Raw genomic sequence first — 16793 nt, forward strand, 5'->3', positions numbered from 1 at the left:
GCCGCCGATACGCTTCTGACCTGCGGTTTCGTCGACTACTTCACCGCGGGGCCGACCTTGAGCTGGATCGTGGAGCCGTCCTTGGCCTCCTTGACGATCGTGATCTTGGTGTTGGTGTCAGTGACCTTCACCCCGCCCGTCGGGTTCGACGGGTCGTAGTAGGTGCTGGTGTGGTCGTTGAAGACCGGGACGCCCTTCGAGCCCTTGATCTTCAGCGCCACGTCGGCCTTGTGCAGCGTGATGCCGTCCGTGGCGTAGAGGCTGAACGGGGAGTCGTACGCCTGGACACGGTTGCGCAGCAGCGTGCCGTCGGCCCACTTCAGCGCCTTCCAGTGCGAGTCGACCGGCAGGATCAGACCGCTGCCCGGGTGGCCGTTGGTGCTGTTGGTGTTGTTGTCCGCCTGGGAGGTGTCCCACTTCCAGATCAGCAGGCCGTTCTGGTACGGGTAGTGCTCCACCCAGTCGGGGCGCTTCGCGGAGCCGAAGTTGTACGGGCCGACCTTGAGGGTCTTGTCGTACGACACGTACTGGCGGTTCTCGGCGAGGTAGTACTGCTTGTAGTCCCTGGTGAAGGACGAGCCGATGCGGGAGAAGCCCGCCGCGGTCCAACCGGCGTCCGCGGTCTCGGCGTTGTCCGAGAACAGCGGGGTGCCGTCGGCGGTCACGGCGATCTCGTCGGCCGTGAAGCCGTTCCCCGCGACACCGCCGTCGGTGGCGTAGCGGAAGCGGAGGTCGATCTTCTTGCCCGCGTAGGCGTCGAGCGGGAACGACAGCTTCTTGTGCGTCTGCGAGGCGCCGGTCAGCGCCGGCTTGCCGCTGGCGTCCTTCGGCAGGGCCTGACCGTCCGCCGTGCCGTCCAGGGCGGTCCAGTTGGCGCCGCCGTCGGTCGACACCTCGGTGTAGACGTAGTCGTAGCCCTCCTCGGTGTCCCACCAGCCGTCCAGGGTGAGGCTCGCCGAGGTCCTGCCGGTCAGGTCGACGGACCGGGTCAGCGTGTTCTTCAGGTCGTTGCCGCTGCCGCTCCACCACTGGGTCGAGCCCTGCGCCGGCTCGGTGATGGTGGTGGTGACCGCCTTGTCGGGCAGGTTGACCACGAGGGCCTGCTTGTCCCAGGTGTTGTACTCGGCGACGCCCAGCTTGTGCGTGGACTGCTTGCCGGCCGTGGCGGTGTCGTAGTTCAGCCAGCCCAGCTGGAGCTTGTCCCAGGCGTTCATGTCGCCCGGCAGGTCGCCGATGGACTCCTTGCCGGTGCCGAGCCAGGAACCGGAGGACATCAGGGTCCAGAAGCCGGTGGAGTTGTCGCCGCCGGCGGTGTCGTACTCGTCCGGCAGGCCGAGGTCGTGGCCGTACTCGTGGGCGAAGACGCCGAGTCCGCCGTTCTCCGGCTGGATGGTGTAGTCGCCGACCCAGATGCCGGTGTCACCGACCTGGGTGCCGCCGAGCTTGTTGTTCTGGGGGCCGGTGGCGCCGGCGTCGGAGCCGAAGGCGTACCAGCGGTGGGCCCAGATCGCGTCCTTGCCCTGGGCGCCGCCGCCGGCGGACTCGTCCTCACCGGCGTGCACGATCTGGAAGTGGTCGACGTAGCCGTCCGGCTCGTTGAAGTTGCCGTCGTGGTCGTAGTCGTACCGGTCCCACTGGTCGTACTTGGCGAGGTCCTTCTTGATGTCCGCGTCGGTGCGGCCGGCCTTCTTCTGCTGGGCGACCCAGGCCTTCAGACCGTCGCTGACGACGTTCCACACGCTCGGGCAGTTGGTCTGGCCGCAGGCGTTGTTGCCGTAACGCGCCTCGTTGTAGGGGACCTTGACCCAGTCGGTGACCTCACCGGCGACCGAGTAGCGGCCCGAGGACTGCGTCTCGTAGTACTTCTTCAGCGACTCGGTCTTCTTGCCGGTGCCGAAGTAGAGGTCCTGGTAGTGCTTCTGGTTGTAGTCCTTCTGCCAGGCCGTCGAGTTGTCCTTCTTGCGGTCCGGCGCGGCGATCTTGTTGTGCAGCGGGCCGGGCGTCCCGCCGAACTTGGGGTCGGTCTGGTTGCCGAACTCCACCAGGATCGTGAAGATCTTGTCGGTCTTCTCGCGGCTCAGCTCGACGTACTTGCTCTCGCCCTTGCTGCTCTTGAGCTTGACGACCTTGGAGCCGTTGCGCTCCTGCGCGGTGGCCTTGCCGGCTATGAGCTGGTTCAGGGCCTCTTGGCGCTGGGCGTCCTGGGTCTTGCTGAGCGGGCCGTCCAGGTCGTGCTTCTGCTGGCCCACCGGAGCCGGGTCGTGCCGGTTGGCGGCCGCGGTCCGGGCCTGCGTGCTCGCCTCGGCGACGGCGAAGGTGGCGAACGTGGCGGAGGCCGCCGCGAGCGTCACGCCGATCGCGGCCGCTCTGAACGTCCAGGATCTGCTGGTCACTTGAGTTCCTCCCCCGCGCCGCGCACACGGACAGGGGGTTCCGGGTCATGGAGGAATCCGTGCGCGCACGATCAACGCGTGTAATCAAGTGACGACATTTGACTAGAGGTTTAGAAGAAAAGACAGATCTTGACTTGAGCAGGACAAGTGCACTATGCGGAGGTGGCGTTCGCTTTGCGGACACGTGTCGACCTGCCGACCGGCGCAGGGGGACGTCCGTCTGGTGGGACGGGTGACTCCATGCGCCCCCCGTGCACCGGTACCGTGAGTTAGGTCATGCTTACCGGGTATTCCACTCGGGCATGCAGGCCAAGAGAGTCGAACGGCACCCCCCGTACCTCCGATGACTGCCGAGGACACGATTGCCATGCCTCGTCCGACACCCGCACAGCTCGCCTACGGTTCCTGCACCGTGATCTTCTCGACGCTCGCCATGTTGCTGCTGTCCGAGACGAGTTCGGGCCCAGGAATCGCCGTCATCGCCCTCGCGGCACTCGCGCTGGGGCTGCTGGTCGCCCTGACGGTCCCCTCCCCGGGAAACCTCACGGCGCGGCCGTCCGCCGAGCCCGTGACGGACGAGCAGCGGGTCCCCACGACCCTGTGACGCCCCTCTCGGCGCCGGCGCTCACCCGGTGCCGACCACCACCGTCCTGGCCGCCTTGTCGTGCAGGCCCTGCTTGTACGGTTTGTCGAAGAAGCTCCAACCGCCCGAGATGGCCGTCCAGATGCAGGCGCAGCAGAAGGCGAACGGCAGCCACAGCACCAGGGCGCGCAGCAGCGCGGACCGGACGGAGGGGGTGGCGCCGTTCTCCAGGTTGGCCACGCGCATGCCGAGCAGTTTCTTGCCGAGGGTCTGGCCCGACCTGCTGATCAGGACGGTGTCGTAGGCGACGTAGAGCACGGCCGCGATGACCGACTGGGCGACGGACCTGCCGACCTCGACCCGGTTGCCGTCCATGGTGTACTCGCGCACCCCGAACGCCCAGGTGAGCAGCCATACGACGATGCCGACCAGGATCATGTCGAGGATCCGCGCGAGCGTCCGCTTGCCGCTCTCGGCGAGCGGGGGCATACCGGCGAGCGGGTCGGCGGGGTAGCCGCCGTGGGGGCCACCGCCGTAGGGACCGCCTCCGTAGGGACCGCCTCCGTAGGGACCGCCGCCCTGGGGACCGCCCGGGCCGCCGTAGGGGGAGCCGCCGTAGGGGGGTGGCTGGCCGCCGTCGTGGGGCGGGGGCTGCTGGGCGCCGCCGTACGGGGCGCCGTACGGCGAGCCCGCACCCTGGTCCGACGGGGGCCGCTTCCTGAAGGGGTCCTCGGGGGGCTGCTCTCCGGAGCCGGGGGGCGGTTCACTGCTCATGGCCCGAGTGGAACCCGGCGATCCCGCAACCGCATCCGGCGAGCGGCCGTACGGGGTACGGCCCCTGTCCCGGCGTCAGCCCGCCACGAAGGTGTGGGCCGCCTTGTCGTGCCAGCCCTGGCGCCAGGGCCGGTCGAACAGGCACCACAGCACGCCGACGATCCCGACCACCAGCAGGACCGGCACGCTCAGCACCAGCCAGCGGCGCAGGGCCGCACCGAACGCCGGCGGCTCGTGCGCCTCGATGTCCCGCACCTCCAGACCGCACAGCTTCTTGCCGAGGGTGCGGCCCCACTTCACGGTGGGCAGCACCTCGTACAGCACGCCGACCAGCAGCAGGACGGCCAGGATGACGCCGAGGCTGGTGCCGGTCGTGCCGTCCACCAGCCAGACGGTGACCTCGTGGCCGGACAGCCGGGCCGCGTCGATCTTCTGCTGGACGTGGTCCACGGCCCGGATGCCGAGCGGGACCGCGGCGGCGGACGTCACCGCGCCCACGGCCACCAGGTCGATCAGCCGCGCCGCGAGCCGCCTGCCGAGTCCGGCCGGGCGGGCGGCGGCCTGCCGGCGGGCGGCGGCCTGGAAGAGGTCCTCCACCGGAGGCTTCCACGGCGCGACCGGCTGCTCGTCCCCGCCCCCGGCCAACTGGTGCACCTGCTGCGCCCAGGAGGCCTGACCGCCGCCGGGTCCGTTGGTCAGCGGGGTACCGGCGGCCTGACCGGGGCCGGCCTGCTGCGGTACCGCGGGGGCGGGCGGCGGTGCCTGGCCTCCGGCGGCCCGGGCCGCGGCGGCCTTCCCCGCGCTGAACCCCGGGCCGCCGCCGAGGCCCTGTGCCGGTCCGCTGTCGGGGGCGGGGGGCCCGGACGGTACCGGGCGGAACGTCATCGTGCCGTCGTCGGTGCGGACGGCCGCCGGGCCGGGGATCGGGCGGCGGAAGATGAAGGTGCCGGGGTCCGGGGCGTCGTCCTCCGCCGGGGGGATCGCCGCGGTGCCGTCGGCACGGCTGGTGGCACGGCCGTCGGGACCACCCGGATCGGCATCACCGGCACCGTGCGCGGGTTGACCGGACTCACCGGAACCACCCCACTGCGCGGGCCCACCGGCCTGCTCCGGCAGCCCCGGCCGGCCCGGGGCCGCTGACCGGTTCCACGGCGCACCCTGCCCCACCGGCCCGGCCTGGCCTCCCTGGCCCGCGCGCCCCACCTGCCCCGGCACACCGGGTTCACCCCACTGCGCGCCCGGCCCGGCCTGGCCGCCCGCCTGGCCTTCCTGGCCCGCGCGCTCGACCTGCCCCGGCACGCCCGGTTCACCCCACTGGGCACCCTGCGCACCGGCGCCCGCCTGACCGGCCTGACCACCAGGACCCGCCGGGCCCCCCTGACCGGCGCGACCCACCTGCCCCGGCACGCCCGGCTCGCCCCACCGCGCACCCTGCGCGCCCTGACCCGTCCCGGCCCACTGCCCGCCCTGGCCGCCCTGCCCCGCGGCGCCCGGCAGGCCGGCGACGCCGGGCCGGCCCGAGGTCCCGGGCTGGCCGGCGGGCCCCTGCCGGCCCACGGCACCCGACGGATCCGCGCCACCCGGCGCACCGGACGCACCGGAGCCGCCCGGGACGGCCTCCGGTGGGTCCTCGTCGAAGAAGTGGGGGCCCGTTTCCTCTACGGACGGGGTGCCCGGGGGAGGGCTGAGCGGGGTGCCGTCCTTCGGCGCCGGGCGGCTGGTGCCGGGCACCCAGGAGGCGCCGTTCCAGTACCGGACGTAGCCGGGGATGGACGGGTCCGGGTAGTAGCCCTCGCGGGGCCGGTCGTCGCCTGGGGCCGGGGTTGGGGCGCTCATGTCCGTCGTCCCGTATCTGCTCGGGGGTGGGATGGGGGCCTCCACATCTATCAGACCGCGGCAGCCCACAGCGCCAGTCCCGCGGGACCCACCCCTTCGTGGGCAACGGCGTACCACGCTCTCCCGGGCCGGTGAAAAAAATGTGCCGAACCCGCGTAATGCCCCGGCCCCCGTCCCCTCTCCCCCGTGCGGGCCCGGTCCGAGCGGCCCCGGCCAGAAAGGAAACGCAGGTCATGCAGCACACCGTGGTGGAGCGCGAGCTGGAGCTGAGGCTCATCCTGTCCCCGGAGCGGAGCGTCCCGGTCCCGGCCCGGTTCGCCTACCGCTCCGACGACCCGTACGCCGTCCACATCGCCTTCCACATCAACTCCGAGCACCCCGTCGACTGGACGTTCGCCCGCGACCTGCTGGTGGAGGGGGTGTTCCGGCCGTGCGGGAACGGGGACGTGCGGGTGTGGCCGACGAAGGCGGACGGCCGCAGCGTCGTCCTGATGGCGCTCAGTTCACCGGACGGCGACGCGCTGCTCCAGGCGCCGGTCCCGCAGGTGTCGGCCTGGCTGGAGCGGACGCTGCGCGCGGTGCCGCCGGGCACGGAGGGCACCCGGCTGGGCCTCGACGACGCACTCGACCACCTGCTGGCGCAGTGAGCCCGCCGACCGGCCCGGCGTGCCCGGTGTGCCCGGCACGCCCGGTGTCAGAAGAGCTTGCCGGGGTTGAGGATGCCCAGCGGGTCGAAGACCTGCTTCACCGCCCGCTGCATCTGCACCCCGACCGGGCCGATCTCCCGGGCCAGCCACTCCTTCTTCAGGACGCCGACGCCGTGTTCGCCGGTGATGGTGCCGCCCAGCTCCAGGCCGAGGGCCATGATCTCGTCGAAGGACTCGCGGGCCCGCCGGGACTCCTCGGGGTCGCGGGCGTCGAAGCAGACGGTGGGGTGCGTGTTGCCGTCGCCCGCGTGGGCGCAGACGCCGATCGTGAGGTCGTACCTGGCGGCGATCCGCTCCACGCCCTCCAGCATGGCGCCGAGCCGGGAGCGGGGCACGCACACGTCGTCGATCATCGTCGTGCCCTTGGCGGCCTCCAGCGCGGTCAGCGAGAGCCGCCGGGCCTGCAACAGCATCTCGGACTCGGTGGCGTCCTCGGCGGGCACGACCTGCGTGGCGCCGGCGGCCTCGCACAGGGCGCCGACGGCGGCGAGGTCGGCGGCCGGGTCCGGGGTGTCGAAGGCGGCCAGCAGCAGGGCCTCGGTGGTCTCGGGCAGCCCCATGTGGGCGAGGTCGTTGACCGCCTTGACCGTCGTACGGTCCATCAGTTCGAGGAGGGAGGGGACGTGTCCGCCCTCCATGATGCGGCAGACGGCGTCGCAGGCGGCGGCCGCGGAGGCGAACTCGGCGGCCAGCACGAGCTGCCGGGGCGGCTTGGGCTTCAGCGCGAGGACGGCCCGGACGACGACGCCGAGTGAGCCCTCGGAGCCGACGAAGAGCCGGGTCAGGTCGTAGCCCGCGACGCCCTTCGCGGTGCGCCGGCCGGTGGACATCAGACGGCCGTCGGCGAGGACGACGTCCAGGCCGAGGACGTACTCGGCGGTCACGCCGTACTTGACGCAGCACAGGCCGCCGGAGGCCGTGCCGATGTTGCCGCCGATGGTGCACATCTCCCAGCTGGAGGGGTCCGGCGGGTAGCAGAGGCCGTGTTCCTCCACCGCGCGGGAGAGGGTCGCGTTGACCACGCCCGGTTCCACCACGGCGATCCGGTCGACGGGGCTGATCTCCAGGATGCGGTCCATCCGGGTGAGGGACAGCACGATGCAGCCGTCGGTGGCGTTGGCGCCGCCGGACAGGCCGGTGCGGGCGCCCTGCGGTACGACGGGTACGCGCAGCTCGGTGGCGGTGCGCATGACGTGCTGGACCTGCTCGACGGTGCGCGGCAGGACGACGACGGCGGGACTGCCCGCGGGGCAGAAGCTCGCCATGTCGTGTCCGTAGGAGGCCGTGACGTCGGGGTCGGTGAGGACCGCCTCGGGCGGCAGGCCGGCCAGGAGCCGGTCGGTGAGGTTCCCCGTGTGCTCGTCGCGCGGTGCTTCGATACGGCTCATGATCACAGCGTGGCACTCGCGGCCATCGGTGTGAACCCCGACCGCGCCGCCCTTGGGCCACCCGGATGTGCTCGTCGTATTGACGCACAGTATGCGTTATGGACAACCGACAGGGCGTGGGTACGTCCCTGATCCCGGAGCCGTCGGCACCGCGCCGGTCACGGCGGGTGCTGCGCCGGGTGCTGGTCGCCGCGCTGGCGGGCGGTGTCGTCGCCGGCTCGGCGCTGGCGCTGCTGCGCGAGGAGCACCGGCCGCCCCGGCCGGCCCCTCCGGCCGCCGCCGGCCCGCAGGCGCAGCCGCGGACCCAGGCGCTGACGGCGGTGACGTACGGGGTGCCGGCCGCGCTGCCCGCGCTGACGGGGCTGATCGGGCGCCAGGAGCAGCGGGTGCGGGAGCAGCCGCGGGACGCCCGGGCGTGGGCGGTGCTGGGCTCGGCGTACGTGGCGCGCGGGCGCGGGACCGGCGACGCGGCGGACTACCCGCGGGCCGAGCGGGCGCTGCGGGCCTCGCTGGACGTGCGCGGCACGAAGAACACCGAGGCGCTGGACGGGCTGACCGCGCTGGCGCTGGCGCGCCGGGACTTCCCGGCGGCGAAGCGGTACGGCGAGCAGGCGCTGAAGGAGACGCCGAAGCGGTGGTCGGCGTACCCGCCGCTGATCGACGCCTACGACGGGCTCGGCGACTACACCAGGGCCCGCGCCACCCTGGACAAGCTGATGGAGCTGCGCACGGGCCCGGCGGAGCGGCCGGCGGTGATGGCGCGGGCCGCGGCGGTGTACCGGGACCGGGGCTGGCGCGAGGACGCGGTGGCCCAGCTGACCGACGCGGCGGCCGCCGCCCGCACCCCGGCCGAGCAGGCCGCCTGGCTGGCCGGGCTCGGGCAGCTGGCGTGGGAGCGCGGGGATCTGCCGGACGCGCTGCGGCACTTCGAGGCGGCGCTGCGGCTCGACCCCGACCAGCGGACGGCGCCGGTCGGGCGGGCGCGGACGCTGGCCGCGCAGGGCCACACCGCGCAGGCGCTGGCCGCCTACCGGGCCGCCGTGGCGCGGCAGCCGGACCCGGGGGTCCTGATGGAGCTGGGCGAGCTGTACGAGTCGCTGGGGCAGACCCGGTCGGCCGAGGAGCAGTACGCGCGGCTGAAGGCGGCGGTACGGCAGTCGGTGGCGGGCGGGGTGGACGAGGAGCTGGCGATCGGCCGGTTCGAGGCCGACCACGGGGATCCGGTGGACGCCGTGGAGCGGCTGGAGGAGGAGTGGCGGCGCCAGCCCGGGACCGAGGTGGCCGACGCGCTGGGCTGGGCGCTGCACCGGGCCGGCGAGGACCAGGAGGCGCTCACCTACGCGACCGCCGCGACGGACGAGACGAAGGGCGGCGGCGTGCGCAGCGCGCTGTACGCGTACCACCGGGGCGTGATCGAGGCCGAGTTGGAGCGGTACGGGCCCGCGCGGCGGTATCTGGAGGAGGCGCTGCGGATCAATCCGTACTTCTCGCCGCTCGGGGTGCCGGCGGCCCGGGAGGCGCTGCGCACGCTGGGCGAGCCGCCGGCGGAGGAGCCGCCCGAGTCCTGAGGGCGCGCCGGTGCGCGCCCTCGGGACCGTCCGGCGTACCCGGCCCGCCGGTTACAGGTTGCCCCGCCTGTCCTGCTCGCGCTCGATCGCCTCGAACAGGGCCTTGAAGTTGCCCTTGCCGAAGCCCATCGAGCCGTGCCGCTCGATGAGTTCGAAGAACACGGTCGGCCGGTCCTGGACCGGCTTGGTGAAGATCTGCAGCAGGTAGCCGTCCTCGTCGCGGTCGGCGAGGATCTTCAGCTCGCGCAGGGTGTCGATCGGCACGCGGGTGTCGCCGACCCACTCGCCGAGGGTGTCGTAGTACGAGTCGGGGGTGTCGAGGAACTCGACGCCGGCCGCGCGCATGGTGCGGACCGTCTGCACGATGTCGTTGGTGTTGAGCGCGATGTGCTGGACGCCCGCGCCGCCGTAGAACTCCAGGTACTCGTCGATCTGCGACTTCTTCTTGGCGACGGCGGGCTCGTTGATCGGGAACTTCACCTTGAGGGTGCCGTCCGCGACCACCTTCGACATCAGCGCGCTGTACTCGGTGGCGATGTCGTCGCCCACGAACTCCTTCATGTTCGTGAAGCCCATGACCTTGTTGTAGAAGGCCACCCACTCGTTCATCCTGCCGAGTTCGACGTTGCCCACGCAGTGGTCGACGGCCTGGAAGGTGCGCTGGGCGGGCGGCTCGACGATCGGCCGGGCGGCGGTGTAGCCGGGCAGGTAGGGGCCGTCGTAGCCGGTGCGCTCGACCAGGGTGTGGCGGGTCTCGCCGTAGGTGGCGATCGCGGCGAGGACGACCGTGCCGTGCTCGTCCTTCATCTCGTACGGCTCGGCGACGCTGCGCGCGCCGTGCTCGATCGCGTAGGCGTACGCGCGGCGGGCGTCCGGGACCTCGATGGCCAGGTCCACGACGCCGTCGCCGTGCTCGGCCACGTGCTGGGCGAGGAAGTGGCCCCAGGTGCTGCTCGGCTTGATCACGGAGGTGAACACGAACCGGGCGGAGCCGTTCTCCAGGACGTAGCTCGCGGTCTCGCGGCTGCCGTTCTCCGGTCCGGAGTAGGCGACCAGCCGCATGCCGAAGGCGGTGGAGTAGTAGTGCGCCGCCTGCTTGGCGTTGCCCACGGCGAAGACGACCGCGTCCATTCCCTTGACCGGGAAGGGGTCGTCCTGCCGGGCGGTCGTGTCGGGGATGTGCTGTGTGGTCTGCGTCATAGCCGAAGGGTGGCCCCGACCTGCAAGGTGCGCAATAGTTCGCTCCATCGCTGGGCAATATGACCAGCGGTACGGCCGCCTCGGCGGTCTTTCTGTACAGGATGACCATCTCAGGGGGTCCCGTGGCGATCGATCATCTGGACGGGCGGATCATCGTGCTGCTGGCCGGGGAACCGCGCATCGGGGTGCTGGAGATGTCCCGGCGGCTGGGGGTCGCCCGGGGCACGGTGCAGGCGCGTCTGGACCGGCTCCAGTCGAACGGGGTCATCCGCGGGTTCGGTCCGCAGGTGGACCCGGCGGCCCTCGGCTACCCGGTCACCGCCTTCGCCACGCTCCAGATCCGGCAGGGGCAGGGCCCCGACGTCCGGGCGTACCTGGCGACCGTGCCGGAGGTGCTGGAGCTGCTGACCACCACCGGCAGCGGGGACATGCTGTGCCGGCTGGTCGCCCGCTCCAACGCCGATCTCCAGCGGGTGATCGACCGGGTCGTCGGCTTCGACGGCATCGTGCGGGCCTCCACGGCGATCGTCATGGAGAACCCGGTCCCGCTGCGGATCATCCCGCTGGTGGAGCAGGCGGCGGAGGACCGGGGGACGGGAACGGGCGCGGGTGCGGGCGCCGGCTGACGGCCGGGAGGCGGGCACGGGTGCGGGCGCCGGGCTGACGGCCGGGGGGGCTAGCAGCCGGGGACCGTCCCCTTGCCCTTCTCCAGCGCGACCAGGGAGTCGACCGCGCCCTTCAGCGTGGTCACCGCGACCAGCCGCAGCCCCTTGGGCAGCTCGGCTTCGGCGTCGGCGCACTCCGCCTTCGGCACCAGGAAGACGGTGGCCCCGTCCCGGCGCGCGGCCTGCGTCTTCAGAGCCACCCCGCCGACCGCGCCGACCTTGCCGGCGGCGTCGATCGTGCCCGTACCGGCGATGGTGCGGCCTCCCGTGAGGTCACCGCCGCTGCCGTCGCCGTCGAGCTTGTCGATGATCCCCAGGGAGAACAGCAGCCCCGCACTGGGCCCGCCGACGTCGGCGAGCCGCAGCGTGACCCTGACCTTGCCGGCGCTCAGCCCGAGGTACTTCAGCGCCGCCTGGGTCGCCGCGTCCTGGGACTGCTGCATCTGCGCCTCGTTGTGCTTCTCGATCTCCTTGACGTTCTCGCCGCTGGGGTAGACCGCGTCGTGCGGCATGACGGCCCGGTCGGTGCGGAACCAGTTGCCGAGCACGTCACCGAGGTGGACCCGGGTGTCGGGGCCGGTCGCCTCGATGGTGGTCATCCGCAGCTGCCCGCTGGTGTTCCGGGTCTGCGCGCCGGAGACGGTGATCACGGGGGTGCCCTTGTTCCCGCCGAGCACGTTCGCCGTCATGCCGGGCTGCGCCACCGAGAACGGCAGCGGCGCGAAGGCCGCCGTGGCCAGCAGGGCCACGACGGGCAGCGCGCAGACGGCGAGGGCCTGGGGGCGTGTGAGACGTGAGAGCACGGGATCAATCTAACGTGACGGCCAGGTGCCCTCTCGTGCCGCGTGCGGACCCAGGGGCAGCCCTTCACGCCCGGTACAGGTCCCGCCGTTCGCGGGTGAACCGGCGCAGGGCGTCCGGCCGGGGCTCGACGCCGATGCCGGGGCCGGTCGGGACGGGCAGGTGGCCGTCGCTGAGGACGAACGGCTCGGTGAGGTCCTCGGCGAAGTAGCGGCTGGACGCCGAGGTGTCCCCGGGCAGGGTGAAGCCGGGCAGCGCGGCCAGGGCGAGGTTGGGGGCCCGTCCGATGCCGGTCTCCAGCATGCCGCCGCACCACACCGGCACGCCGTGCGCGTGGGCCACGTCGTGCACCCGGCGGGCCTCCAGGTAGCCGCCGACCCGGGCGGGCTTGACGTTCACCACCCGGCAGGCGCCCATCGCGATCGCGGACGCGGTGTCGCGGGCGTGGTGCAGGGACTCGTCCAGGCAGACGGGGGTGGCCAGACGCTGCTGGAGGACGGCGTGGGCGTGCAGGTTGTTCTCCTCCAGCGGCTCCTCGACGAGCAGCAGCCCGAACGCGTCCAGCCGCCGCAGGTGTTCGGCGTCGGCGAGGGTGTAGGCGGTGTTGGCGTCCACCTGGAGGGGCAGAGCGTCGCCGAAGCGCTCGCGGACCGCCCGGACCGGCTCCACGTCCCAGCCGGGCTCTATCTTCAGCTTGATCCGGACGTACCCCTCGGCAAGGTACCGCTCGACGTCGTCCAGCAGCTCGGGCACCGAGTTCCTGATGCCGACGGAGACCCCGGCCGGCACCCGGTCCCGTACCGCGCCCAGGTAGGCGGCGAGCGGCATGCCGTGGGAGCGCAGTTCGGCGTCCAGGACGGCCGTCTCCAGGGCCGCCTTCGCCAGCTCGTGGCCCTTGATCCTCGCCATGGCCGGGGCCAGCGCGGCCGTGGTGAGGTGCGGCAGCGCGGCCACGCGGGGCAGCAGGAAGTCGCGCAGCACGATCTCGGCGCCGGCGACGAACTCCGGGCAGTACAGCGGTTCGGGGTCGGCGGCGAACTCCGACCAGCCCTCGGCGCGGTCGGTGACGACGCGCAGCAGGAAGGTGTCCTTCGCCGTCATGGTCCCGAAGGACGTACGGAACGGGGTGACCAGCGGGATCGCCACGTGCACGATCTCCACGCGCTCCAGCTTCACGCGGTCGTCTCCGTCCCGGTGAGGGTGTACCAGCCGTCGCGGGACATCCCGGTGGCCCGGAACCCCTCCGTGAAGGCGTCCCCGAGGACCTCGCGCACCGCGCGCCGCCAGCGCAGCGCCAGCGCGGGATCGCCGGCGCGCAGCGCGACGACGTCCTCGGGGACCCGGCACCAGAGGTGCCGGCCGGCGCGCCGGGCGAGCGGGCCGCCGTCGGGTGCGGTGCGCACGACCTGCCCCCGGGGCGGGACGTCGTACGACGCTCCCCGCTCCGCCGGGTCCCAGGCCGCCGCCAGGTCCCAGGTCACCGTCAGCCGGTCGCTCTCGTCGCCGTCGTTCACGCCGTCGGTCATCGGGCCGTAGAAGTCGACCAGGTACTCGGTGCCGACGGCACCCAGCTTGACCAGGTTGAAGCGGGCGTTGCGGCCGACGAGCGGGTCGAAGGTCCAGCGCATGGTGCGGGCGCCGAGGGCGCGCGCCCAGTCGCGCTGGGCCCGCTTCAGCGCGGGCCCCAGGCCCCGCTCGGCGGCGGCCACCAGCGAGTACGTGCCGCGGTCCGGGCCCAGGACGGCGACGGCCGCGCCGGCCAGCCGCCGCCCGGCGTACACGGCGTGTACCGCGCCGCCGGCGTGCACCAGGCTGTGCAGGACCTCGGCCGGGTACGGCGGGGCGGTGCGGGGCGTCCGCCAGACGTCGCTGAAGTGGTCCGCGACGGCCGCGAGCCCGGTGACGTCGTGGACGGTACGGACGGTGGTGCCCGCGGTCGCGCTTGGGGTGCTTGCGGCCGTGCCCGCGGTGCTTGCTGTCGTGTCTGCGGTCGTGCCCGCTGTCGTGCCTGCTGTCATGGCACCGAGTCTCGGGCGGCCCGGGCCGGCGTGTGTTGTGCGCGCGGCCAACGGGTGCGTACGTTCGTTGCAGCATCAGCCAAGCCGCACCGCGAGGTCCCCCATGGAAACGTGCACCCTCGGCGACCTCCTGGACGTCGTCGGCGGCACCGCCCTGCGCCTGCACACCGACCCGGCGGGCCGGGCCGTACCGGTCACCGAGGTGGTCCTCCACGACGGCCGGGTCCCGCTCCCCCGGCAGCCCGGCGCGCTGCTGCTGGCGGTCGGGGTCCGGGCGGCGGAGGCGGGTCCGCTGGTGCGGGCGGCGGCCGAGGCGGAACTGGCCGGGATCGTGGTGCGGGGCGTGGCGGAGGCGGAGGCGGCCGGGGGCGTGGTGCGGGGCGCCGACGGGCCGGTCGGCCAGGCCCGGGCGCACGGCATCGCGCTGCTGTCGGTCGCCGAGGACGCGGCCTGGCACCAGGTGCACCTGCTGCTGGCCTCCGCCCTCGGCGCCCGGCCCGCCGCCTCCTCCGATCCCGGGCTCGGCGACCTGTTCGCGCTGGCCGACGCGGTCGCGGCGGCGACCGGCGGGGCCACCGCCATCGAGGACCCCCGGCAGCGGATCCTCGCCTACTCGACCGTCCCCGGGCAGCCGGTGGACGAGGACCGGCGCCAGGGCATCCTCGGGCTCCAGGTGCCGGCCGGCGCGGAGAACTCCGAGCAGTACCGGCGGCTGTTCGCCGCCGACCGGCCGGTCAGGCTGCCCGCGCTGTCCGGCTCGGGCCTGCTGCCCCGGCTGGCGATGCCGGTGCGGGCCGGCGGCGAGACGCTCGGCTCGGTGTGGGTGGTCGACGCGGGCTCGCTCGCCCCGGACGCCGAGGACACCCTGGCCCGGGGCGCCTCCACGGCCGCGCTGCTGCTGCTCCGGGCCCGCGCGGCGCGCGAACTGGCCCGGCACCGCAACAGCGACCTGCTGCGCCGCCTGCTGGACGGCACGGCGGACGCGCCGACGGCCGCCGAGCGGCTCGGGGTCGCGGGCCCGGCCCGGGTGGCGGCCTTCGTCCTGGACTCCGCCGCGAGCGTCCCGGACACCGAACGCACCGTGCTGCGCCTGCTGGACCTCGTACGCCTGCAGTGCGAGGCCCGCTACGGCGGGCACGCGTGCGTGCTGCTGGACGGGGTGGTGTACGCGGTGCTGCCGGGTCCCGGTGAGCGACACGCGAGGCTCGCCGAGGACATCGTGGCGCGGGCCGGGCAGGCGTTGCGGGTGCCGGTGCGGGCCGCGCTGGGCGAGGTGGTGCCGGGCGCGGAGGGGCTCGCGGACTCGCGGGCGGACGCCGACCTGGTGCTGCGGCTGCCGGACGCCGGGCCGGTGGTCGCGGTGGACGCGGTGCGGGCCCGGGTGACACTGCTGCGACTGGGCGAAGTGATGGCCGAGCGGCGGGAGTTGGCCACGGGCGCCTGGCGGCGGGTGCTGGCGTACGACGCCGGGCACGGCACCGCGTACGCCCGCACCCTGATCTGCTGGTTCGACGCGGGCTGCGACATGGCGGGCGCGGCCGAGCGGCTGGCCGTCCACCCCAACACCTGCCGCTACCGGCTCCGGCAGCTCCAGCAGCACACCGGGATCGACCTGGCCGACCCCGACGAACGGCTGGTGCTGTGGCTGCAGTTGCGGACGCTGGCGGGGATCAGCGCAGCCACGCCCTGAGCCGCTCCTCGCACCGCCGCAGGTGCGCCACGGGGACGTACTCCCCCGCCGTGTGCGCCAACGCGGGGTCGCCGGGGCCGTAGTTGAGCGCGGGCACCCCGAGCGCAGCGAACCGGGCCACGTCGGTCCAGCCGAGCTTGGCCCGGGGCGCGGCCCCGAGGGCGGTGGCGAGGGAGCCCACCCGGTCCAGGTGCGGCAGGGCGCCGCCGACCACCTCGGTGACCCGCACCTCGTACTCCGGGAACAGCCCGCGCACGTACGCCTCCGCTTCCTGCGCCGAACGGCTCGGCGCGAAGCGGTGGTTGACGGTCACGACACACTCGTCGGGTACGACGTTCCCGGCGACCCCGGCGCGTACGGCGACCGCGCTCAGCCCCTCCCGGAACTCCAGCCCGTCGATCACGACCCGCTCCGGGACGTGCGCGTCGAGCCGCTGGAGCACCTGCCCCGCCTTGTGCGCGGCGTTGGTGCCCTGCCAGGCGCGGGCGGTGTGCGCGCGGGCGCCCCGGACCAGGATGTCGGCGGTGAGGATGCCCTGGCAGCCCGCCTCGACACCGGCGTCGGAGGGTTCCATGAGGATCGCGACACCGGCCTCCTCCAGGAGCCCGGGCCGGGCGGCGGCGATCCGGCCGAGCCCGTTGCGCTCCGCCTGCACCTCCTCGCACTCGTAGAAGACGTAGGTGACATCGCGCGCCGGTTCCGGCACGGTGGCCGCGAGCCGCAGCGCGACGGCCACACCGCCCTTCATGTCACAGGCGCCGAGCCCGTGGAGTCGCCCGTCGGCGAGCCGGGAGGGCAGGTTCCCGGCGGCCGGCACGGTGTCCAGGTGCCCGGCGAGCAGAACGCGTTCCCTCCGCTCGAGGCCGGTGCGGGCGACGACGGAGTTGCCGACCCGGTCCACGGTGAGGTGCGGCAGGCGGCGCAGGGCGTGCTCGACGGCGTCGGCGATCCGCTCCTCCGCCCCGCTCTCGGAGGGCAGGTCGACGAGGGCGCGGGTGAGGGTGACGACGTCGGCGCGGGGATCGAGGACGCTCATGCGGGATCTTCCTGGGGCTGGGCGGGCCGGCGGGTTCGGGAAAGCCGGATGCCCCTGCATCATGCGGAACGGGGAAGACCCCGGGGTGTGCGGATCGGCCAAAGACGGGCCGGCGGGGTTGGCGGACCGACCAA

At 73.6% G+C, this 16793-nt stretch carries 14 protein-coding genes; 5 read left to right on the forward strand and 9 right to left on the reverse strand.

Annotated features, from left to right (window positions below; translation table 11 throughout):
* Positions 1-35 precede the first annotated feature (35 nt).
* The gene (locus ACZ3ZD_RS15520) at positions 36-2393 is read right to left on the reverse strand and encodes an immune inhibitor A domain-containing protein (protein ID WP_467396994.1); all 2358 of its coding nucleotides are present in this window, start codon (positions 2391-2393) and stop codon (positions 36-38) included.
* A gap of 367 nt (positions 2394-2760) precedes the next feature.
* Between ACZ3ZD_RS15520 and ACZ3ZD_RS15525 the strand changes: the two genes are divergently transcribed.
* On the forward strand, positions 2761-2997 hold the full coding sequence (locus tag ACZ3ZD_RS15525; protein WP_467396996.1) for a hypothetical protein: 237 nt from the start codon (positions 2761-2763) through the stop codon (positions 2995-2997).
* Between the two features lie 21 nt (positions 2998-3018).
* Here ACZ3ZD_RS15525 and ACZ3ZD_RS15530 read toward each other — a convergent pair whose 3' ends face one another.
* Positions 3019-3750 (reverse strand): RDD family protein, encoded by a 732-nt coding sequence (locus ACZ3ZD_RS15530; RefSeq protein ID WP_467396999.1) that lies wholly within the window; start codon positions 3748-3750, stop codon positions 3019-3021.
* Positions 3751-3825: 75 nt separating this feature from the next.
* Positions 3826-5586: an RDD family protein gene (locus ACZ3ZD_RS15535; protein ID WP_467397001.1), complete on the reverse strand. Its 1761-nt coding sequence runs from the start codon at positions 5584-5586 to the stop codon at positions 3826-3828.
* A 233-nt stretch (positions 5587-5819) separates the two neighbouring features.
* On the opposite strand from ACZ3ZD_RS15535, the gene ACZ3ZD_RS15540 reads away from it, so the two are divergent.
* Positions 5820-6233: an SsgA family sporulation/cell division regulator gene (locus tag ACZ3ZD_RS15540; RefSeq protein WP_467397004.1), complete on the forward strand. Its 414-nt coding sequence runs from the start codon at positions 5820-5822 to the stop codon at positions 6231-6233.
* 47 nt (positions 6234-6280) lie between these two features.
* On the opposite strand, the gene ACZ3ZD_RS15545 is transcribed toward ACZ3ZD_RS15540, so the two are convergent.
* Positions 6281-7687 (reverse strand): FAD-binding oxidoreductase, encoded by a 1407-nt coding sequence (locus ACZ3ZD_RS15545; RefSeq protein WP_467397006.1) that lies wholly within the window; start codon positions 7685-7687, stop codon positions 6281-6283.
* A gap of 92 nt (positions 7688-7779) precedes the next feature.
* Here ACZ3ZD_RS15545 and ACZ3ZD_RS15550 point away from each other — a divergent pair, with 92 nt between their 5' ends.
* Entirely contained in the window at positions 7780-9249 is a 1470-nt protein-coding gene (locus ACZ3ZD_RS15550) for a tetratricopeptide repeat protein (protein ID WP_467397009.1), read from the forward strand.
* A gap of 51 nt (positions 9250-9300) precedes the next feature.
* On the opposite strand, the gene hppD is transcribed toward ACZ3ZD_RS15550, so the two are convergent.
* On the reverse strand, positions 9301-10449 hold the full coding sequence (gene hppD / locus ACZ3ZD_RS15555; RefSeq protein ID WP_467397011.1) for a 4-hydroxyphenylpyruvate dioxygenase: 1149 nt from the start codon (positions 10447-10449) through the stop codon (positions 9301-9303).
* Between the two features lie 122 nt (positions 10450-10571).
* On the opposite strand from hppD, the gene ACZ3ZD_RS15560 reads away from it, so the two are divergent.
* A complete protein-coding gene (locus ACZ3ZD_RS15560; RefSeq protein WP_467397014.1) occupies positions 10572-11075 on the forward strand; it encodes an Lrp/AsnC family transcriptional regulator in 504 nt (167 codons plus the stop codon).
* Positions 11076-11125: 50 nt separating this feature from the next.
* Here ACZ3ZD_RS15560 and ACZ3ZD_RS15565 read toward each other — a convergent pair whose 3' ends face one another.
* From ACZ3ZD_RS15565 to ACZ3ZD_RS15575, 3 genes are all read right to left on the reverse strand, one after another.
* Positions 11126-11917: a S16 family serine protease gene (locus tag ACZ3ZD_RS15565; RefSeq protein WP_467397016.1), complete on the reverse strand. Its 792-nt coding sequence runs from the start codon at positions 11915-11917 to the stop codon at positions 11126-11128.
* Positions 11918-11981: 64 nt separating this feature from the next.
* Complete coding sequence (menC, locus tag ACZ3ZD_RS15570; RefSeq protein ID WP_467397018.1) at positions 11982-13091, reverse strand: o-succinylbenzoate synthase; 1110 nt, start codon at positions 13089-13091, stop codon at positions 11982-11984.
* Positions 13088-13933, reverse strand: a complete 846-nt coding sequence (locus ACZ3ZD_RS15575) for a chorismate synthase (RefSeq protein WP_467397021.1) — start codon at positions 13931-13933, stop codon at positions 13088-13090. The genes menC and ACZ3ZD_RS15575 overlap by 4 nt, the downstream gene beginning before the upstream one ends.
* A 103-nt stretch (positions 13934-14036) precedes the next feature.
* Here ACZ3ZD_RS15575 and ACZ3ZD_RS15580 point away from each other — a divergent pair, with 103 nt between their 5' ends.
* Positions 14037-15623: a PucR family transcriptional regulator gene (locus ACZ3ZD_RS15580; RefSeq protein ID WP_467397023.1), complete on the forward strand. Its 1587-nt coding sequence runs from the start codon at positions 14037-14039 to the stop codon at positions 15621-15623.
* Here ACZ3ZD_RS15580 and dapE read toward each other — a convergent pair.
* Entirely contained in the window at positions 15604-16659 is a 1056-nt protein-coding gene (gene dapE, locus ACZ3ZD_RS15585) for a succinyl-diaminopimelate desuccinylase (protein ID WP_467397026.1), read from the reverse strand. The two genes, ACZ3ZD_RS15580 and dapE, sit on opposite strands and share 20 nt — an antisense overlap.
* Positions 16660-16793: the final 134 nt, after the last annotated feature.

This window comes from Streptomyces sp. NPDC023481 (assembly GCF_055560195.1).